The organism is Mycobacterium sp. WUMAC-067, assembly GCF_020217485.1.
Lineage (GTDB): Bacteria > Actinomycetota > Actinomycetes > Mycobacteriales > Mycobacteriaceae > Mycobacterium.
The window spans coordinates 1-14,631 of the sequence record NZ_JAEKMI010000012.1; the positions used below are offsets into that span (position 1 = coordinate 1).

15 protein-coding genes are annotated in these 14,631 nt (G+C 69.6%); 11 read left to right on the forward strand and 4 right to left on the reverse strand.

Annotation, left to right across the window (positions count from 1 at the left end):
- The 4 genes from infB to JF781_RS10605 form a co-directional block, all read left to right on the forward strand.
- A partial coding sequence (infB, locus tag JF781_RS10590) for a translation initiation factor IF-2 (protein ID WP_225341165.1) occupies window positions 1-2,009 on the forward strand: 2,009 nt, incomplete at its 5' end.
- A 6-nt stretch (window positions 2,010-2,015) separates the two neighbouring features.
- Window positions 2,016-2,504 carry a 30S ribosome-binding factor RbfA gene (gene rbfA, locus JF781_RS10595; RefSeq protein ID WP_225327605.1) on the forward strand — a complete coding sequence of 163 codons (489 nt, stop codon included), beginning with the start codon at window positions 2,016-2,018 and terminating at the stop codon, window positions 2,502-2,504.
- Complete coding sequence (locus JF781_RS10600; protein ID WP_225327606.1) at window positions 2,479-3,480, forward strand: bifunctional oligoribonuclease/PAP phosphatase NrnA; 1,002 nt, start codon at window positions 2,479-2,481, stop codon at window positions 3,478-3,480. The genes rbfA and JF781_RS10600 overlap by 26 nt, the downstream gene beginning before the upstream one ends.
- Entirely contained in the window at window positions 3,480-4,808 is a 1,329-nt protein-coding gene (locus tag JF781_RS10605; protein WP_225327703.1) for an MATE family efflux transporter, read from the forward strand. Before JF781_RS10600 ends, JF781_RS10605 begins: the two co-directional genes overlap by 1 nt.
- Here the strand turns inward: JF781_RS10605 and JF781_RS10610 are convergent.
- Together JF781_RS10610 and JF781_RS10615 are read right to left on the reverse strand one after the other, a co-directional pair.
- Window positions 4,805-5,380 (reverse strand): hypothetical protein, encoded by a 576-nt coding sequence (locus tag JF781_RS10610; RefSeq protein ID WP_225327607.1) that lies wholly within the window; start codon window positions 5,378-5,380, stop codon window positions 4,805-4,807. The two genes, JF781_RS10605 and JF781_RS10610, sit on opposite strands and share 4 nt — an antisense overlap.
- 48 nt (window positions 5,381-5,428) lie before the next feature.
- A complete protein-coding gene (locus JF781_RS10615) occupies window positions 5,429-6,178 on the reverse strand; it encodes an enoyl-CoA hydratase (protein WP_225327608.1) in 750 nt (249 codons plus the stop codon).
- Between the two features lie 71 nt (window positions 6,179-6,249).
- Here JF781_RS10615 and JF781_RS10620 point away from each other — a divergent pair, with 71 nt between their 5' ends.
- Together JF781_RS10620 and JF781_RS10625 are read left to right on the forward strand one after the other, a co-directional pair.
- Entirely contained in the window at window positions 6,250-6,519 is a 270-nt protein-coding gene (locus JF781_RS10620; protein ID WP_225327609.1) for a DUF2277 family protein, read from the forward strand.
- The gene (locus JF781_RS10625) at window positions 6,516-7,076 is read left to right on the forward strand and encodes a DUF1802 family protein (RefSeq protein ID WP_225327610.1); all 561 of its coding nucleotides are present in this window, start codon (window positions 6,516-6,518) and stop codon (window positions 7,074-7,076) included. The genes JF781_RS10620 and JF781_RS10625 overlap by 4 nt, the downstream gene beginning before the upstream one ends.
- On the opposite strand, the gene JF781_RS10630 is transcribed toward JF781_RS10625, so the two are convergent.
- A complete protein-coding gene (locus JF781_RS10630; protein ID WP_225327611.1) occupies window positions 7,035-8,765 on the reverse strand; it encodes a CocE/NonD family hydrolase in 1,731 nt (576 codons plus the stop codon). The genes JF781_RS10625 and JF781_RS10630 overlap by 42 nt on opposite strands.
- Before the next feature lies 1 nt (window position 8,766).
- Window positions 8,767-9,354: a DUF3558 domain-containing protein gene (locus tag JF781_RS10635; RefSeq protein ID WP_225327612.1), complete on the reverse strand. Its 588-nt coding sequence runs from the start codon at window positions 9,352-9,354 to the stop codon at window positions 8,767-8,769.
- 148 nt (window positions 9,355-9,502) lie between these two features.
- Here JF781_RS10635 and JF781_RS10640 point away from each other — a divergent pair, with 148 nt between their 5' ends.
- The 5 genes from JF781_RS10640 (at window position 9,503) to JF781_RS10660 (ending at window position 14,623) form a co-directional block, all read left to right on the forward strand.
- Window positions 9,503-10,480: a metallophosphoesterase gene (locus JF781_RS10640; RefSeq protein ID WP_225327613.1), complete on the forward strand. Its 978-nt coding sequence runs from the start codon at window positions 9,503-9,505 to the stop codon at window positions 10,478-10,480.
- The gene (locus JF781_RS10645) at window positions 10,477-11,160 is read left to right on the forward strand and encodes a 4'-phosphopantetheinyl transferase (protein WP_225327614.1); all 684 of its coding nucleotides are present in this window, start codon (window positions 10,477-10,479) and stop codon (window positions 11,158-11,160) included. The genes JF781_RS10640 and JF781_RS10645 overlap by 4 nt, the downstream gene beginning before the upstream one ends.
- Complete coding sequence (truB, locus tag JF781_RS10650; protein ID WP_225327615.1) at window positions 11,157-12,047, forward strand: tRNA pseudouridine(55) synthase TruB; 891 nt, start codon at window positions 11,157-11,159, stop codon at window positions 12,045-12,047. The genes JF781_RS10645 and truB overlap by 4 nt, the downstream gene beginning before the upstream one ends.
- Window positions 12,048-12,138: 91 nt before the next feature.
- Complete coding sequence (locus JF781_RS10655; protein ID WP_225327616.1) at window positions 12,139-13,341, forward strand: lipid-transfer protein; 1,203 nt, start codon at window positions 12,139-12,141, stop codon at window positions 13,339-13,341.
- Between the two features lie 7 nt (window positions 13,342-13,348).
- The gene (locus JF781_RS10660; RefSeq protein ID WP_225327617.1) at window positions 13,349-14,623 is read left to right on the forward strand and encodes an acyl-CoA dehydrogenase family protein; all 1,275 of its coding nucleotides are present in this window, start codon (window positions 13,349-13,351) and stop codon (window positions 14,621-14,623) included.
- The last annotated feature ends 8 nt before the right edge of the window (window positions 14,624-14,631 follow it).

The window sequence follows — 14,631 nt, forward strand, 5'->3', positions numbered from 1 at the left end:
GCGGCGGTGGAGTCGGCGCCCCGCCCGGCGGTGGCGGCGGTTTCCGCGGTCGCCCCGGTGGTGGCGGTGGCCGCCCCGGACAGCGCGGCGGTGCGGCCGGCGCGTTCGGCCGTCCCGGTGGCGCGCCCCGGCGTGGCCGCAAGTCGAAGCGGGCGAAGCGCGCCGAGTACGAGAACATGCAGGCGCCGGTCGTCGGCGGCGTGCGGTTGCCGCACGGCAACGGCGAGACGATCCGGCTGGCGCGCGGCGCATCGCTCTCCGACTTCGCCGACAAGATCAACGCCAACCCGGCCTCACTGGTGCAGGCGCTGTTCAACCTCGGCGAGATGGTGACGGCCACCCAATCGGTGGGCGACGAGACGCTCGAGTTGCTGGGCAGCGAGATGAACTACGTCGTCCAGGTCGTCAGCCCGGAGGACGAGGACCGCGAACTGCTCGAGTCCTTCGACCTGACCTACGGCGAGGACGAGGGCGGCGAGGAAGACCTGCAGACCCGCCCGCCGGTGGTGACCGTGATGGGTCACGTCGACCACGGTAAAACCCGGCTGTTGGACACCATCCGCAAGGCCAACGTGCGTGAGGCCGAGGCGGGTGGCATCACCCAGCACATCGGTGCCTACCAGGTGTCCGTCGAGCACGACGGCGCCGAGCGGCCGATCACCTTCATCGACACCCCGGGTCACGAGGCGTTCACCGCCATGCGTGCGCGCGGTGCCAAGGCCACCGACATCGCGATCCTGGTGGTCGCCGCCGACGACGGCGTCATGCCGCAGACGGTGGAGGCCATCAACCACGCGCAGGCGGCCGACGTGCCCATTGTGGTGGCGGTCAACAAGATCGACGTGGAGGGCGCTGACCCGGCCAAGATCCGCGGCCAGCTCACCGAATACGGTTTGGTGGCAGAGGATTTCGGTGGCGAGACGATGTTCGTCGACATCTCCGCCAAGCAGGGCACCAACATCGATGCGCTGCTCGAGGCGGTTCTGCTGACCGCGGACGCCGCCCTGGACCTGCGGGCCAACCCCGACATGGAGGCCCAGGGTGTGGCGATCGAGGCGCACCTGGACCGCGGCCGCGGGCCGGTCGCGACCGTCCTGGTGCAGCGCGGCACGCTGCGCGTGGGCGACTCGGTCGTCGCCGGCGACGCATACGGCCGGGTGCGGCGCATGGTCGACGAGCACGGCGACGACGTCGAAGAGGCGCTGCCGTCGCGGCCCGTGCAGGTCATCGGCTTCACGTCGGTGCCCGGCGCCGGTGACAACCTGCTGGTCGTCGACGAAGACCGCATCGCCCGCCAGATCGCCGACAAGCGCAGCGCCCGCAAGCGCAACGCGCTGGCGGCGCGCTCGCGCAAGCGGATCAGCCTGGAGGACCTGGACTCGGCGCTGAAGGAAACCAGCCAGCTGAACCTGATCCTCAAGGGCGACAACGCCGGTACGGTCGAGGCGCTCGAAGAGGCCCTGATGGGCATCCAGATCGACGACGAGGTGGCGCTGCGCGTCATCGACCGCGGTGTCGGTGGCATCACCGAGACCAACGTCAACCTGGCGTCGGCCTCGGATGCGGTGATCATCGGCTTCAACGTGCGTGCGGAGGGCAAGGCCACCGAGCTGGCCAACCGCGAGGGCGTGGAGATCCGCTACTACTCGGTGATCTACCAGGCGATCGACGAGATCGAGAAGGCCCTGCGCGGCATGCTCAAGCCGATCTACGAGGAGAACACGCTGGGTCGCGCGGAGATCCGGGCGATCTTCCGGTCCTCCAAGGTCGGCATCATCGCGGGCTGCATGATCAGCAGCGGCATCGTGCGCCGCAACGCCAAGGCCCGGTTGCTGCGCGACAACGTGGTGGTCACCGAGAACCTCACGATCAACTCGCTGCGGCGCGAAAAGGATGATGTGACCGAGGTCCGCGAGGGCTTCGAATGCGGTATGACGCTGGGCTATTCCGACATCAAGGAAGGCGACATCATCGAGTCCTACGAGCTGGTGGAAAAGGAACGGTCGTGACCCGGCATGGCTGACCCGGCCCGGGCCCGCCGCCTGGCCAAGCGGATCAACACGATCGTCGCCTCGGCGATCGAGTTCGAGATCAAGGACCCCGGGCTCGACGGGGTCACCATCGTGGACGCGAAGGTGACCGCCGACCTGCATGACGCGACGGTGTTCTACACGGTGATGGGACGCACGCTGGACGACGAGCCGGACTACGCCGCCGCCGCGGCGGCGCTGGAGCGGGCCAAGGGCGCGCTGCGCACGATGGTCGGGGCGGGCACCGGCGTGCGCTTCACACCCACCCTCACGTTCACCCGCGACACCACGTCGGACAACGTGCAGCGGATGGACGAGTTGCTGGCGCGGGCCCGCGCCGCGGACGCTGATCTGGCGCGGGTTCGTTCGGGCGCCAAGCCGGCTGGGGAGGCCGATCCATACCGGGATAGCGGATCGGGCGTCGAGCCCGGCCTCGACGGGAGCATCGGTGACGGCGACCAACGCGAATACTGAACTGGCCGGGGTGGGAGCACGCGTCGACGCGCCGGCCGCCGTCGAACTCCTGTCGGACGCCGACACCGTCGCGGTGATCGCCCACGTGCATCCCGACGCCGACACCATCGGCGCCGGGCTGGCGCTGGGTTTGGTGCTCGACAAGTGCGGCAAGCGGGTCGAGGTCAGCTTCGCCGAGCCGGCCGGTCTGCCGGAATCGCTGGCGTCGCTGCCGGGCCGCCAGCTGCTGGTCAGCCCGGACGAGATGCGTCGCGACGTCGATCTCGTTGTCACCGTTGACGTTCCGAGCGTCAAGCGGCTGGGCGCGTTGGGCGACCTGGCCGTGTCGGGCGCCGAGGTGTTGGTGATCGACCACCACGCCTCCAACGACGTGTTCGGCACCGCCAATTTCGTTGACGTGGCCGCGGATTCGACCACGATGATGATCGCCGACATCCTCGACGCGTGGGGCAAGCCCATCGATCCCGACGTCGCGCACTGCATTTACGCCGGCCTGACGACCGACACCGGATCGTTCCGCTGGGCCAGCGCGCGCGCCCTTCGCCTGGCCGCCCGGCTGGTCGACGCCGGCGTGGACAACGCCGCGATCAGCCGGACCCTGATGGACACCCATCCGTTCGGCTGGCTGCCGCTGCTGTCGCGTGTGCTGGGGTCGGCCAAGTTGCTGCCGGGCGCGGCCGGCGGCCGGGGACTGGTGTACGCGGTTGTCTGCCACCAGGATTGGAGCGGTTCGCGCCCGGAGGAAGTCGAAAGCATCGTCGACATCGTGCGGACCACGCAGCAGGCCGAGGTGGCCGCCGTCTTCAAGGAGATCGCGCCGGGGCAGTGGTCGGTGTCGATGCGGGCCAAGGCCGAGGTGGACCTGGCGACGGTCGCGTCCGCGTTCGGCGGCGGCGGGCACCGGCTGGCGGCCGGCTACTCGACCACCGGCTCGATCGACGACGCCGTCGTGGCGTTGCGCACCGCGCTGGGGTGATTGACGGGGATCGACCCGGGGCCGGGGGCCGTCAGATCGCCGGTTTGGCGCTGCCCGCGCTGGGCGTGCTGGCGGCCGAACCGCTCTATCTGCTGTTCGACACGGCGGTCGTCGGGCGGCTCGGCGCCCTGAGCCTGGCCGGGCTGGCCATCGGCGGGCTGCTGCTCAGCCTGGTGGGTTCGGACCTGACCTTTTTGTCCTACGGCACGACGGCACGCTCGGCCCGGCACTTCGGCGCCGGGCACCGGGCCTCGGCGGTGGCCGAGGGCGTGCAGGCCACGTGGTTGGCGCTGGGGCTGGGCGCGCTCGTCGTGATCGTGGTGCAGGCCGCGGCGCAACCGCTGGTATCGGCCATCGCCGGCGGCAAAGTGGGGGGCGAGGCGATCGCCGGCGCGGCGCTGCCTTGGCTGCGGATCGCGATCTTCGGCGCCCCGGCCATTCTGGTGTCGCTGGCCGGGAACGGATGGCTGCGCGGTGTGCAGGACACCGTCCGCCCGCTACGTTATGTGGTTGCCGGCTTTGGGCTTTCGGCGCTGCTGTGCCCGCTGTTGGTCTACGGCTGGCTGGGGTTGCCGCGCCTGGGGCTGGCCGGATCGGCCGTCGCCAATCTGGCGGGCCAGTGGCTGGCCGCGGTGCTGTTCGTACGCGCGCTGCTCGCCGAGCGGGCACCGGTGCGGCTGGACCGCGCCGTGCTGCGAGCCCAACTCGTGATGGGTCGCGACCTGGTGGTGCGAACGCTGGCTTTCCAGGCCTGCTTCGTCTCGGCCGGCGCGGTCGCCGCCCGATTCGGCGCGTCGGCGCTGGCCGCGCATCAAGTGGTGCTGCAGCTGTGGGAATTCCTTGCGCTGGTTCTGGATTCGTTGGCGATAGCGGCGCAGGCGCTGGTGGGCGCCGCGCTGGGCGCCGGTCACCCCGCGCACGCCAAATCGGTGGCGTGGCGGGTCACGCTGTGGTCGACGGCGGCCGCCGCGCTGCTGGCCGCGGTGTTCACGGTCGGGTTTTCCGCGCTGCCCGAGCTGTTCACCGATGACCATTCGGTGCTGGCCGCGATCCGGGTGCCGTGGTGGTTCCTGGTGGCTCAATTACCCTTTGCCGGAATAGTTTTCGCGCTGGACGGCGTGCTGCTGGGTGCGGGGGATGCCGCGTTCATGCGCACCGCCACCGTGATCAGCGCGCTGGTCGGCTTCCTGCCGTTGATCTGGCTGTCGCTGGTGTTCGACTGGGGTCTCGCGGGCATCTGGTCGGGACTGACCACGTTCGTGCTGCTGCGCCTGATCTTCGTTGGCGCCCGGGCGATCTCGGGTCGCTGGGCGACGGCCGGTCGCTAGAACGCCCAGCTGCCCGAGCGCTGCACGACGAATCCGTGATCGCCGCTGGTGGTGTCGAGGCAGGCGACCATGTTGTCGGCGCCCACCGCGCAGGTGACGTTGAGGTAGGTCAACTTCTGGCCCGCGGCCAACAGTTTGGCGCCCGTGGGCAGCGCGGGTGGGTTGCCGTCGCATCCGCTGTAGGACATGCGGCTCAATTGGTAGCCGGGGCCCTTGAAGTCGACCGAACCCACCACGCAATCGCCCGGCCGCGGGCGGCCGCCCGGGATGGGGACGTCGTCCATGCCGGACATGTCGCCCTTGCACTTGATGCCCTGCGAGGGTGGCGGCGCGGGCGCCGGCCCGCCGTAGAAGTCACAGACCACCGCGAACGGGGTCGAAAAGCTGATCCGCGGCGAGGTGCCCGCGGGCCCGGTGCTTTGGTAGCCGTCGGCCGGGACGGCGGTGAAGCCGTCGAGATTGGGGAAATTCGGTGGTGGCTGCGCGGCCGCGGGCGGCGCACCGACCACGATCGCCGATGCCGCCACCGTCAGTCCGGCGAGCGCCCTGCTGATTCCGACGACCGCGTGCATCATCCGATCGTATTGCGTGGCCGCAACCGGCCGGAACGGACCGCCCGGTCAGCGGACCTGGGCCCGGCCGCGTTGCAGCACGGCCTCGCGGTTGGCGGCGATGTCGTCGCCGCTGGTCCGGAATTGCCGGGCCGCCATCGCCTCCTGCCAGAGCCCGGCGCCGGTCTGCGCGTCGTCGATGCGGTGATAGGACGCCAGCAGCGCCCGCACCGCGTCCTGGTTGTTCCCGACGATCGACGCCGCGACCTGGCGGGCGGCACCCAGCAGTTGCTCGTGGGGCACCACCTCGGTCACCAGGCCGGCGCGCAGCGCGTCGGCGGCGGACAGGTAGTCGCCGGTCATGCTCATTCGCCGGGCCAGGCCGACGCCCACCTTCTGCGGTAGCCGCACGCTCAGCCCCCACGTGGGCAGCAGGCCCACCCGGGCGTGCGTGTCGGCGAAGCGGGCGTTCTCCGAGGCGATCAGGATGTCGCAGTACAGGGCCAGCTCCAGCCCGCCGGTCACCGCGGCGCCGTTGATCGCGCCGATCACCGGCTTGCTCATCGCCGGCCACCGCGGCGAGATGTCCGGAAGCGCCGAGGAACCGCCCAGCTCCTTGAGATCCAGTCCCGCGCAGAACACCGGGTCGGCGCCGGTGACGATGACGACGTCCACGTCGTCGTCGGTTTCGGCGTCGGCCAGCGCACCGAAAAAGCGGTCCCGCAACGCCGAGGACAGCGCGTTGCGCGATTGCGGTCGGTTCAGGGTCAGGGTGCGCACCCGTTCCTCGGTGTCGATCAGCAGGATCTCGTCGGTCATGAGTGCCACCGTAGCCAGTCGTCGGCGGCGACCAGAGGCGGTACCGCGGGGCGGCGCTTATCGTTGGGGTCATGTGCCGGAACATCACCGAACTGCGCGGCCTACAGCCGGCGGCCACCGCCGAGGAAATCGCGGCGGCGGCCCGCCAGTACGTGCGCAAAGTCAGCGGCATCACCCACCCCTCGGCGGTCAATGCCGAGGCGTTCGAGGAGGCGGTCGCCGAGGTCACCGAGACGACGACGCGGCTGCTCGGGAGGCTGGCGCCGCGGCGCCAGCCGCCCAAGACGGTTCCGCCGCTGCGCCGGCCCGAGGTGGTGGCCCGGCTGGCCGGCGCGACATGACGGTGACCACCACGATGCCCGCGCTCAAAGAGTGGAGCGCCGCCGTCCACGCTCTGCTCGACGGGCGCCAGCGGGTGCTGCTGCGCAAGGGCGGCATCGGGGAGAAGCGATTCGAACTGGCCGCCCGCGAATTCCTGTTGTTCCCGACGGTCGCGCACAGCCACGCCGAGCGGGTGCGCGCCGAGCATCAAGACCTCCTGGCCCCCGCCGCCGCCGACAGCACCGACGACGAGCTGGTGATCCGCGCCGCCGCGAAAGTGGTTGCGGCGGTGCCGGTTAACCGGCCGGACGGTCTTTCCTCCATCGAGGACCTGCACATCTGGACGCCCGAGTCGGTGCGCGCCGACCGGCTCGATTTTCGCCCCAAGCACAAACTGGCCGTGCTGGTGGTGTCGGTGATTCCGTTGGCCCAGCCGGTGCGCATCGCGCGGACCCCGGACTACGCCGGCTGCAAGAGCTGGGTGGAGCTGCCGGTGCACGCACCGCTGGCGGCGCCGGTGCACGACGATCGCGCGCTAGGCGCGGTCGCCACCCGCGTCCGCGACGCCGTTGGCTGACAATTCGGCCGGGCCGACGGGCAACACCAGCCGGGAGCGTCCGTAGCGCACGCTGTGGGTGACCGGCGTGGCGTGCCGCGCGGTCAGCACCGGTTCGTCGCCGCCGAGGTTGTGCGCGTAGCGCGGGGACCAACTGCCGGCGATCAGCACCCGGATGCGTGAGCCCGCGCGGAAGCGGTGGGCCGTGCCGTCGAGCTCGAGGCGAACGATCTTCTCCGACTTCGTCTTCGCCGCGGTGCGCAACCGGCGGTAGGCCTCGCTGACGTTGCGCGACCGGCCCTTGGGATCGACCTCGCTCACCCGCACGAACAGGTCGACGTGTGGATTGTCGGCGCCGTGCGCGAGCTCGATGACCGGGGTCCCGTAGGCGTACAGGTCCTCGGTGAGGGCTGCGCTGGTGAACGCCAGCACATCGGCACGCGACGCGAGCCGGCTGTCGTCGCGGTAACCACCGCTCGGGGACAGCAGCGGGCCGCCGGTGGTGGGCGTCGGATCTGCCGGGTCGTAGCGAAATGTGGCCGGCGACAGACCTTTCAGCGCCGGCGCGGTCTCGCCCAGGTAGCCGCCGGGCCGCAGGTACAGCGCGCGCTCGTTGGTGGCGGGCGGCCACTCGGACAGGCTGCGCCAGGCTTGGCCCCGGTCCACGCCGGTGACGTAGACCCGGACCGGGCTGGGCCGGCGCGCGGCGGGGGCGTCGCCCAGGTGGGTGCCCAGCCAATCCAGTGACTCCTGCGTGACGGTGGCCAGCCCGCTGGTGAGCAGCTGGGTGTGCGTCCACGGGCCGACGGTGAGCGCGACGTCGGCTCCCCGGCCGTGCAGATGCGCGTACTGCCGCAGCGTCTGCCTGATGAAGATGTCTTGCCAGCCGCCGACCAGCAGCACGGGCACCTGCACGCGGTCCAGCGCCTCGTTGCACCGCAACGCATCCCAGAACGGATCGCCGGGATCGCGGTGTTCGACCCAGGATTCGAACCACGGGGCGCCCGTGCCGAGCAGGGCACGCGCGGCGTCGCCCAGTGGGGCCGCGGCCGCGGCCCGCGACACTTTGCGGCGGCTCTGCAACTGGCGCAGCGCGGTGCGGGCGCGCACCGGGTCCTCCTGGTGCGCCACCATGTCGCTCCAGCCCAGGAAGTCGTTGACCGCGAAAGCGCCTGTACCCCAAGTTGATTCGTGGAAGTCGTGCGGGCCCACCACGATCACGGCGGTGGCCAGTTCCGGCGGGGGATCTTGCAGCAACGCCCACTGGGTGAATCCCAGGTACGACATGCCTATGGTGGCGAAGCGGCCGGTGAACCACGGCTGCTCGCGCAGCCACGCGACGGTGTCGGCGCCGTCGGCCACCTCGTTGGCCATCGGCTCGAAAACCCCACCCGAGCCGAACGTCCCGCGCACGCTCTGCAGCACCACGTGATAGCCGCGCGCGGCATACAGGGCGCCGAATATCAGGGTGAACGGAAACCCGCGTCCGTAGGGGCCGCGGACCAGCAGGGTGCCGACGGCCGCGGTGGTGGTGGGCGTGTAATGGTCGGCCACCAGTTCGATCCCGTCGCGCATCGGCACGCGCACGCGCTCCACGGTGTAGTCGGTGGTCGCCGGCGGCAGACCGAGCACACGGCCGAGGGCCTTGGCGCCCAGGTGGTTCAGGGTGCGCAGGGCCGGCTGCGCGGGTCCGATCGAGGTGGTGCTCACCCTAGAACTTGTAGTACGGCGCGAGGTCGTTGGCGCGCTGCAGGTTGGTCTGCATGCAATCGACCTCGGGGTCGGAGTAGACGGTGGAGTAGTACAGCGCCTGCTGCAGCACCCCGTAGCTGGTCTTGAACGCGACCATGCAGGAGTAGAACCAGTAGCTGTTGTGATAGGTCGGCTTGAGCACCCAGTACTGGGCGGCGCGGTGACCCGCGATCGTCGTCTCGACGGCGTCGGCGGGCAGCGATGCCTCGTAGGTGCGCCAGATGATCGGCTCGACGGCGACCTGGTAGTTGCCCGCGTCGAAATGGCAGCGCAGGCCGTCCTCGTGTTCGGGCGGTGTGAATCCCAGCCCGAGCCGCTGGATCACATCGAACGGGATGTCCTCGCACGCGTCGAACGGGCGCGGGTCGGTCGTCGCCACGATGGGGCTCTTCATGGTGGTTTCCATCGGCTGCGCGGTCGAGCGCAGTTCGACGGGGCGATCGCCGCCGCCCGGAGTCTGCGGGGCGGTCAGCAGGCCCACCGTGCCCCCGATGGCCGCTGTGAGCAGCGCACCCAGCGCGCCCATCAGACGAACATTGGCGAACACGACACCCCCTTGACGCCGCAGCGGTCCTTTCGGGGGAGTGTACAAGTCGCGCGCGTGACGTCACAGGCAAAGGTGAACTTGTTCTAGTTCGCCCGGCCGCCGGGCGCGAAAGCGGCTCGCCCGGCTCGGGTCGTTAGGGTGGTTATTCGTGGCTGGGCATAGATCGGGGCAGGACTCGACCAACGGTGGGCAACCGACGCTGTGGGCGGTGTCCGACCTGCACACCGGTCACCTCGGCAACAAGCCGGTCACCGAATCGCTGCATCCCTCGTCGCCGGACGACTGGCTGATCGTCGCCGGCGACGTCGCCGAGCGCACCGACGAGATCCGTTGGGCCCTCGACCTGCTACGACGGCGGTTCGCCAAGGTGATCTGGGTTCCGGGCAACCACGAGCTGTGGACCACCACCCGCGACCCCGTGCAGATCTTCGGCAAGGCCCGCTACGACTACCTGGTCAACATGTGCGACGAGATGGGCGTGATCACGCCCGAGCACCCGTTCCCGGTCTGGACCGAGCGCGGCGGCCCGGCCACGATCGTGCCGATGTTCCTGCTCTACGACTACAGCTTCTTGCCCGAGGGGGCCACGAGCAAAGCCGAGGGCCTGACCATCGCGCGCGACCGCAACGTCGTGGCCACCGACGAGTTCCTGCTCTCCTCGGAGCCGTACCCCACCCGCGAGGCCTGGTGCCGCGAGCGCCTGGAGATCACCCGCGCCCGCCTCGAACAGCTGGACTGGATGACACCGACCGTCCTGGTCAACCATTTCCCGTTGGTCCGCGATCCCTGCGACGCGCTGTTCTACCCGGAGTTCTCGCTGTGGTGCGGAACCACCAAGACCGCCGACTGGCACACCCGCTACAACGCGGTCTGTTCGGTCTACGGTCACCTGCACATCCCGCGCACCACCTGGTACGACGACGTGCGCTTCGAGGAGGTTTCCGTGGGCTATCCGCGGGAATGGCGGCGCCGCAAGCCGCCCAGCTGGCTGCGCCAGGTGCTGCCGGATCCCCAGTACGCGCCGGGCGACCTCAACGACTTCGGCGGCCATTTCGAGATCACCCCCGAGATGCGGCAGCAGGCCACGCAGTTCCGGGAACGGTTGCGGCAGCGGCAATCACGATGACGGGGGAGCACACGCTGGTGTCCTCCGTCTTGCCGGCCACGGATGGCCTGGCCTACTCGGAGACGTATTCCGATCCGCCCGATCTCGTCCCGCTGCCCGAAGAGGAGCCGTTGATCGCGAAATCGGTGGTCAAGCGGCGCAACGAGTTCATCACCGTCCGGCACTGCGCCCGGATCGCGCTGGGCGAGCTCGGCCTGCCGCCGGTGCCGATCCTCAAGGGCGAGAAGGGAGAACCCTGCTGGCCCGACGGCGTGGTCGGCAGCCTCACCCATTGCGCCGGCTACCGCGGCGCGGTGGTGGGCCGCACCGGCGCGCTGCGCTCGGTGGGCATCGACGCCGAGCCGCACGACGTGCTGCCCGACGGGGTGCTCAACGCGATCAGCCTGCCGGCCGAACGCACCGAGATCCCCGCCAACCTGTCGGGCGAACTACATTGGGACCGAATCCTGTTCTGCGCCAAGGAGGCGACGTACAAGGCGTGGTTCCCGCTGACCAAGAGGTGGCTGGGCTTCGAGGACGCCCACATCACGTTCGAGTCCGACGGCCCGGGCGCGGCGACGGGCGGGTTCGTCTCGCGGATCCTGATCGATCCGACGGCGCTGTCCGGTCCACCGCTGACGGAGCTGGCGGGCCGTTGGTCGGTCGAGCGCGGGCTGGTGTTGACCGCCATCGTGTTATGAGCGGTGCGGGCATCGTCGTCGTCGACAAGCCGGCCGGAATGACCAGCCACGACGTGGTGGGCCGCTGCCGCCGGATCTTTTCCACCCGCCGGGTGGGGCACGCCGGCACGCTGGACCCGATGGCCACCGGCGTGCTGGTGATCGGCGTCGAGCGCGCCACCAAGATCCTCGGCCTGCTGACGGCCTCGTCGAAGTCGTACGCGGCCACCATCCGCCTGGGCCAGAGCACGTCGACCGACGACGCCGAGGGCGAATTCCTGCACAGCGTCGCGGCGGGGGACCTGGCCGGCGAGGCGATCGAGGCCGCCGTCGGTGGCCTGCGCGGTGACATCGCGCAGGTGCCGTCGACCGTCAGCGCGATCAAGGTGGGCGGCAAGCGCGCCTACCGGTTGGCCCGCGAGGGCCAGGCCGTCGAGCTCGAGGCCCGCCCGGTGCGCATCGACCGGTTCGAGGTGTGCGGCGTTCGCCCCGGACCGCAGGGCCTGGACGTCACCGATGTCGACGTCGAGGTCGACTGCTCGTCGGGAACCTACATTCGAGCGCTGGCGCGCGATCTGGGCGCCGCGCTGGGGGTGGGCGGGCACCTGACGGCGTTGCGGCGCACCCGCGTCGGGCGCTTCGGGCTGGACCAGGCGCATGCGCTCGACGAGCTGGCGGAACGCCCGCGGCTGAGCTACAGCCTGGACGAGGCCTGCCTGCTGATCTTCCCGCGCCGCGACCTTTCCGCCGATGAGGCCGACGCCGCCGCCAACGGCCGGTCCCTGCCGTCGGCCGGCCTCGACGGCGTCTATGCCGCGTGTGACCCCGATGGCCGGGTGATGGCGCTGCTGCGCGACGAGGGTGCGCGGACCAAGTCGGTGGTGGTGATCCGCCCGGCGACGCTCTGAGGCGACGCTCTAGCGGGTCCCGGCCGAGCGGTTGGTTGGGCCACGTTGCACACTGATGGTCTAGGCGGCCCACGCTGCGGAAGGGACGATGATGTCTAACAAGATCTCTAACAAGGTTTATGTCGTCGGCGTCGGCATGACGAAATTCGAGAAGCCGGGTCGCCGCGAGGGCTGGGACTACCCGGACATGGCGCGCGAATCGGGAACCAACGCCTTGGCGGACGCCGGCATCGCCTACCACGAGGTGCAGCAGGGCTACGTCGGCTACGTCGCCGGTGATTCGACGTCCGGGCAGCGCGCTCTCTATGAGCTCGGCATGACCGGCATCCCGGTCGTCAACGTCAACAACAACTGCTCCACCGGCTCGACGGCGCTTTTCCTGGCCGCGCAGGCGATCCGCGGTGGCATCGTCGACTGCGCGATCGCGCTGGGTTTCGAGAAGATGCAGCCCGGTTCGCTGGGCGGCGGGGCCCAGGACCGCGAATCGCCGATGGCCAAACACGTCAAGGCGATGGCCGAGATCGACGAGTTCGCGATGCCCGTCGCGCCGTGGATGTTCGGCGCCGCCGGCCGCGAGCACATGAAGCAATACGGCTCCACCGCAGAGCATTTCGCCAAGATCGGCTACAAGAATCACAAGCACTCCGTGAACAACCCGTTCGCCCAGTTCCAGGAGTCCTACACGCTGGAAGACGTCCTGGCGGCGCGGATGATCTCCGACCCGCTGACCAAGCTGCAGTGTTCGCCGACCTCCGACGGGTCGGGCGCGGCGATCCTGGCCTCGGAAAGCTTCGTCGACAGCCACGGGCTGGCGGGCCAGGCCGTCGAGATCGTCGGACAGGCCATGACCACCGACTTCGCCTCGACGTTCGACGGAAGCGCCAAGAACCTCATCGGCTATGACATGAATGTGCAAGCCGCACAACAGGTCTACGACCAGTCCGGGCTGGGGCCGCAAGACTTCCAGGTGATCGAACTGCACGACTGCTTCTCGGCCAACGAGCTGCTGCTCTACGAAGCCCTGGGCCTGTGCGGGCCGGGTGAGGCGCCCAAGCTGATCGACAACGGCGACACCACCTACGGCGGTCGCTGGGTGGTCAACCCCTCGGGCGGCCTGATCTCCAAGGGCCACCCGCTGGGCGCGACCGGGCTGGCGCAGTGCGCGGAACTGACCTGGCAGCTGCGGGGCGCGGCCGACAAACGTCAGGTCGAGGGCGTCAGTGCCGCACTGCAACACAACATCGGGCTGGGCGGCGCCGCCGTCGTCACCGCCTATCAGCGCGCCGAACGCTAAGGACATCATGATCGAGTGGTCCGACACCGACCTGATGGTCCGGGATGCCGTTCGGCAGTTCGTCGACAAGGAGATCCGGCCGCACCTCGATGAATTGGAAAGCGGCGCAATGTCGCCCTATCCGATCGCGCGCAAGCTGTTCAGCCAGTTCGGCCTCGACGCGATGGCCGCCGAGTCGGTCAAGAAGATGCTGGACTCCGAACGTTCCAAGCTCGACGGCACGCCCGCGGCTGAGGAGCCCGACGAAAAGCCGGACGACGCAGGCGGTTTCGGCGGTGGCGCCCAGGGATCGATGATCGCGGTGCTGGTCTCCGAGATCGCCCGGGTCAGCATCGGGTTGCTGAGCACGGCCTCGGTGAGCCTCGGTCTGGGTGCGGCGACCATCATGAGCCGCGGCACGCTGGCCCAGAAGGAGCGCTGGCTGCCCGAGCTGATGACGCTGGAAAAGATTGCGGCGTGGGCGATCACCGAGCCGGACTCGGGCTCGGACGCGTTCGGCGGCATGAAGACCTACGTCAAACGCGACGGCGCGGATTACATCCTCAACGGGCAGAAGACGTTCATCACCAACGGGCCCTACGCCGACGTCCTGGTCGTGTACGCGAAGCTCGACGACGGCGACGGCTCCCCGGACAAGAAGGTCGACAAGCGCAACCGGCCGGTGCTGGTTTTCGTGCTCGATGCGGGCATGCCGGGCCTGACGCAGGGCAAGCCGTTCAAGAAGATGGGCATGATGTCCTCGCCGACCGGTGAGCTGTTCTTCGACAACGTGCGGCTGAGCCCGGACCGGCTGCTCGGCGAGAGCGAACAGCACATCGACGGCGACGGCCGCGACAGCGCCCGCGCCAACTTCGCCGCCGAGCGGATCGGGATCGCGATGATGGCCTTGGGCATCATCGACGAATGCCACCGGCTGTGCGTCGATTACGCCAAGAGCCGCACGCTGTGGGGCAAGAACATCGGGCAGTTCCAGCTGATCCAGCTCAAGCTGGCCAAGATGGAAATCGCGCGAATGAACGTGCAGAACATGGTCTTTCACACCATCGAGCGCCAGCAGTCCGGTAAACCGCTGACGCTGGCCGAGGCATCGGCGATCAAGCTGTACTCGTCGGAGGCGGCGACCGAGGTGGCGATGGAGGCCGTGCAACTGTTCGGCGGCAACGGCTATATGGCCGAGTACCGGGTGGAGCAGCTGGCCCGCGACGCCAAGTCGCTGATGATCTACGCCGGCAGCAACGAGGTGCAGGTCACCCACATCGCCAAGGGATTACTGGCCGACTGAGCTTCGCG

Excerpts from the sequence above, each read along its gene's own strand:
- JF781_RS10660 (WP_225327617.1), top strand. The coding sequence starts at position 13,349 with ATGATCGAGTGGTCCGACACCGACCTGATGGTCCGGGATGCCGTTCGG.
- JF781_RS10620 (WP_225327609.1), top strand. The coding sequence starts at position 6,250 with ATGTGCCGGAACATCACCGAACTGCGCGGCCTACAGCCGGCGGCCACC.
- JF781_RS10610 (WP_225327607.1), bottom strand. The coding sequence starts at position 5,380 with ATGCACGCGGTCGTCGGAATCAGCAGGGCGCTCGCCGGACTGACGGTG.
- JF781_RS10615 (WP_225327608.1), bottom strand. The coding sequence starts at position 6,178 with ATGACCGACGAGATCCTGCTGATCGACACCGAGGAACGGGTGCGCACC.
- JF781_RS10655 (WP_225327616.1), top strand. The coding sequence starts at position 12,139 with ATGTCTAACAAGATCTCTAACAAGGTTTATGTCGTCGGCGTCGGCATG.
- rbfA (WP_225327605.1), top strand. The coding sequence starts at position 2,016 with ATGGCTGACCCGGCCCGGGCCCGCCGCCTGGCCAAGCGGATCAACACG.
- JF781_RS10625 (WP_225327610.1), top strand. The coding sequence starts at position 6,516 with ATGACGGTGACCACCACGATGCCCGCGCTCAAAGAGTGGAGCGCCGCC.
- truB (WP_225327615.1), top strand. The coding sequence starts at position 11,157 with ATGAGCGGTGCGGGCATCGTCGTCGTCGACAAGCCGGCCGGAATGACC.
- JF781_RS10645 (WP_225327614.1), top strand. The coding sequence starts at position 10,477 with ATGACGGGGGAGCACACGCTGGTGTCCTCCGTCTTGCCGGCCACGGAT.